Origin of the sequence: Methylobacterium sp. E-046 (genome assembly GCF_022829625.1) — a bacterium.
GTDB classification, from domain to species: domain Bacteria; phylum Pseudomonadota; class Alphaproteobacteria; order Rhizobiales; family Beijerinckiaceae; genus Methylobacterium; species Methylobacterium longum.
Genome location: NZ_JAKSYP010000055.1, coordinates 1 through 2125, shown reverse-complemented (window position 1 = coordinate 2125; position 2125 = coordinate 1). Strand labels below are relative to the sequence as shown.

5 protein-coding genes are annotated in these 2125 nt (G+C 64.3%); 4 read left to right on the top strand and 1 reads right to left on the bottom strand.

Annotated features, from left to right (window positions below):
- Positions 1 to 185 (bottom strand): hypothetical protein (locus MKK82_RS03305; protein ID WP_243984654.1); only part of this gene is annotated, 185 nt, incomplete at its 3' end.
- Positions 186 to 634: 449 nt separating this feature from the next.
- Here MKK82_RS03305 and MKK82_RS03300 point away from each other — a divergent pair.
- The 4 genes from MKK82_RS03300 (at position 635) to MKK82_RS03285 (ending at position 1747) form a co-directional block, all read left to right on the top strand.
- Entirely contained in the window at positions 635 to 775 is a 141-nt protein-coding gene (locus MKK82_RS03300) for a hypothetical protein (RefSeq protein ID WP_243984652.1), read from the top strand.
- A gap of 80 nt (positions 776 to 855) precedes the next feature.
- Positions 856 to 1275: a DUF5681 domain-containing protein gene (locus tag MKK82_RS03295; protein ID WP_243984650.1), complete on the top strand. Its 420-nt coding sequence runs from the start codon at positions 856 to 858 to the stop codon at positions 1273 to 1275.
- The gene (locus MKK82_RS03290; protein ID WP_243984648.1) at positions 1272 to 1490 is read left to right on the top strand and encodes a hypothetical protein; all 219 of its coding nucleotides are present in this window, start codon (positions 1272 to 1274) and stop codon (positions 1488 to 1490) included. The genes MKK82_RS03295 and MKK82_RS03290 overlap by 4 nt, the downstream gene beginning before the upstream one ends.
- The gene (locus MKK82_RS03285; protein ID WP_243984647.1) at positions 1487 to 1747 is read left to right on the top strand and encodes a hypothetical protein; all 261 of its coding nucleotides are present in this window, start codon (positions 1487 to 1489) and stop codon (positions 1745 to 1747) included. The genes MKK82_RS03290 and MKK82_RS03285 overlap by 4 nt, the downstream gene beginning before the upstream one ends.
- Positions 1748 to 2125 lie beyond the last annotated feature (378 nt).

Sequence of the window (2125 nt, the reverse complement as noted above, 5' to 3'; positions counted from 1 at the left end):
ATCTCGGCGAGCAGCAATCTGATCCGGCGCACTTCGTCGTATCCGGCTTCGATTGTTGCCTGGATCAGAGCCGGGTCGGCCGGCACGAGCGCTCCATCGGCGGTTCGACGATCGAGCAGCCGCTGCATCACAGTCAAGCTCGTCGCCAGCGTGTGCAGGTTGGTCGGCGTAGAACTGCTGGCCATCAGGTCCTCCCAACCGGTGGGAGGGGTGGCATCTCCGCCAGATCGAGCAGCACGCGCGCACCTTGGATCGCAGCCACCGTCTCCACGGGCGCTCCTTGCGACCGCGCCCTGTGCTCCAGGTCCGCCAAGCGGATCCCGAGTACCTCGGCCTGCCGCCGATTTTGTTCGGGGGAAAAGTCACCCAGCAGGTCGATAAGCTCGACCATGAGCGAGCGTGGAACGACCATCTCGGCAGGCGACTGCATATGCCCGGCTCTCCACGTTCCTAGCCAAGCAGGCTGCATTACGTCGGGGATAAGAGCCCTATCAAATATTAGATCTCGATATTAAATTCTGCCGCTGGCCCTGCAGCCTACACAGCGCTCAAACGTACCAATCTATGCGTGTCTTTAGATGGACGTGATACCCGTAGAGATTGTCGCGCAGCTGGATGAAGACTGCCCTGCCAGATGGCGCTCACCGCTGCCGTTACCATCGAGGTTCGGAAGGATGCAGGCGCCATCCGCCAGCAGGCCGCCGTAGCAGCCTTGCAGGATCTATCCGAAGGGGTGCGCGCCCTGGCTCAGCCAGCCGACGAGCCGCATTCGTGAAACCTCATAGCCAGTGCTATCTATCATCCTCCTGTTTTTGCCCTGTTGTTTACAGGACCACTCCGACCGGACGTTGAGCCATGCCGAGCGAGGACACCCACTTTGAGCCCGGCCAGTCCGGCAACCCTGCAGGCCGCCCCCGCGGCTCGCGCAACCGCTCCACGCTAGCCCTGGAAGCCATCTTCGAGGGTGAGGCCGAAGCCCTGTCCCGTAAGGCGATTGAACTGGCCTTGGAGGGCGACGGCCCGGCGATGAAGCTGTGCCTCGACAGGCTTTTGGCACCGCGCCGAGATCGCAGCATCACGTTCGAGCTGCCGGTGATTGAGACCGCGGCCGACCTGCCGATGGCGACGGCCGCTCTCTTGCGGGCCGTGTCGTCGGGCGAGATCACACCAAGCGAAGCTGCCGACATCGGCAAGGCGGTGGACGCCCACATCTCGGCGATCACGGCCGCCGACCTAAACCGGCGCCTGATGGAGATTGAGGGGCTACGTCGATGAGACTGCGTGAGATCGAGGCCCGCATCGTCCGGTTGGAGCACCAGAACCCGAACCTGAAGCCGGGCCCGCACCGATACACGGATGAGGAGCTGGACGGGCTGATTGATGTTCTCCGACAGGCAGTGGCAGGCGAGCCAGTCGACCCCGAGCGGGATGCGTGGGCGACCGCCCTGCTAGCCCGCGAGGGCTTCGTGCCCGGGGAGGCTTGGTCATGAGGCTGAAGGAGATCGAGGCGCGCGTCGTCCGGCTGGAGGCGGCGCGCAAGGCCAATGCCTTCGCCGGCATGACCGAAGAGGAGATCGAAACCGAGGCCAAACACCTCCTCGACTACCTCATCGGACCGAACGGCAGCTTCGCGGCGGTGGTCGCCGAGATGGCAGCATCCGACGAGCCCGACATCCGTGATGGGGCGCGGACGACGGTTGAGTGGTTCGGCGAACGGTACGGCTACGCGCCGCCAACCGCAGCTTGAAAATCTTGACTGAAATCAAGCCGGGGCAGGCCTCGCACGGGCGCGCGTACTGGTCACGAAACTCGCCTGCTGGTTGCTCAGCATTCCCTGCAGCCACGCCGTCGCGACCAAGCGCTATGAGGCGACCGTCGCTCCGGTCTCAAGCCGAACGGCACAGGGCCGAACCACGTCATCACGGGATCCGGCCCGACGCCTCATCTCTATCCCTGCTGCATCGTCACCGACCCGTGGTCGGGATCGACCGGCTCACGGAGGCCTGCAACCGCGGGCTACAGGTTTTGATCCCGATGGGCGTTCACGGCCCACGGGTTGCAGCGGTCGATCCCGACCACGGGTCGGTGACGATGCAGCAGAAATAGAGATGAGGCGTCGGGCCGG